This window comes from Kitasatospora sp. NPDC057542 (genome assembly GCF_042801945.1).
GTDB lineage: Bacteria > Actinomycetota > Actinomycetes > Streptomycetales > Streptomycetaceae > Kitasatospora.
Map to the genome: position 1 here is coordinate 1 of NZ_JBHVFE010000864.1, position 1,052 is coordinate 1,052.

Consider the following 1,052-nt stretch of genomic DNA (forward strand, 5'->3'; position numbering starts at 1 on the left):
GAGCCGGCCGGCGGGGCGCCCGCCGACAACCCGGACCCGACGGGACGTTCGGCTGACTGTCCGTCGAGGGCGGGCCCGCCGAGCACCGGCCGGTCGAGCGCCAGCGCGCCGTGCAGCGCGCGGCGGACGGCGGGTCGGGCCGGCCCCGGCGGCGGGTCGGCGGCGGCCGCGTACGCCCCGGGGGCGCCGAAGCCCCAGAGCTGTGCGAGCAGGGCCCCGGCGGCCGCGACGGAGCGGGGGCGGGGCAGCCACCGGGCGATCCCGCGGCGGGCTCCGGCGACGCCGCGGGGGGCGGGTTCCTGGGGCTTGGTCGCGTGATTGGCTCGCACGTGAGTCGAGAACGAGCGGACGGGCGGTGAGGTCACGCCTGCCGTCACGGACAGTCATCGTGCGGGTGGCCCCGGGGCCGGCGCTCCCGGGGCCACCGACCGTGTGGCGGTCAGGAGTTGGGGCGCAGGGTCCAGGTGACCGTCATCACTCCGGTGACGGCGCCGTCGGCGCGGGTGATCTCGACGGTGACCGGGAACTCGGGGCGGCCGCCGGCGTCCAGCTCGGCGACGACCTCGGCGGCCGGGCGGCCGAGCACGGCAGTGGCGGTGACGACGCCCATGGCGAGCTTCTTGTACGCGATCTCGGCGTTCACGGCGAGCGGCACGGCCCGGGACAGCTGGTCGCCGAAGGCGGCGAGCACGATGCAGCCGCTGGCGGACTCGGCCAGCGTGAACATCGCGCCGGCGTGCGGGCCGCCGACGTGGTTGTGGTACGCGGGCTGGTCCGGCAGCCGGAGCACGGCGCGCTCCGGGGTGGTCTCCAGGTACTCCAGCTTCAGGGTGTGCGCCATCGGCACGGTGGAGTCGAGCATCTGGCCGATCGTAGGTGTGGTCATGGCGACGATGTTACTAGCCAGTAGCTTCCGGCGGCAGGGGGAGGGCGGAAAGCCGGCCCGGCGGGCGCGTGTGAGGGAGCGCACATACCGGTGCGGGAGTGCGCAACTGAGGCCGTGCACGACTGAGGGAGCGCGAAAACGCCCGAGGGGCCGATCTCTTGAAGAG

1 protein-coding gene and 1 pseudogene are annotated in these 1,052 nt (G+C 75.5%); both read right to left on the reverse strand.

Features of this window, described 5'->3' with window-relative positions:
• A pseudogene (locus ACFU7Y_RS44170) lies at positions 1-329 on the reverse strand (hypothetical protein); the annotation flags it as partial.
• A gap of 110 nt (positions 330-439) precedes the next feature.
• Positions 440-886, reverse strand: coding sequence for a DUF4442 domain-containing protein (locus ACFU7Y_RS44175; protein ID WP_224285344.1), 447 nt, complete (start codon positions 884-886; stop codon positions 440-442).
• Positions 887-1,052 lie beyond the last annotated feature (166 nt).

Excerpts from the sequence above, each read along its gene's own strand:
- ACFU7Y_RS44175 (WP_224285344.1), bottom strand. The coding sequence starts at position 886 with ATGACCACACCTACGATCGGCCAGATGCTCGACTCCACCGTGCCGATG.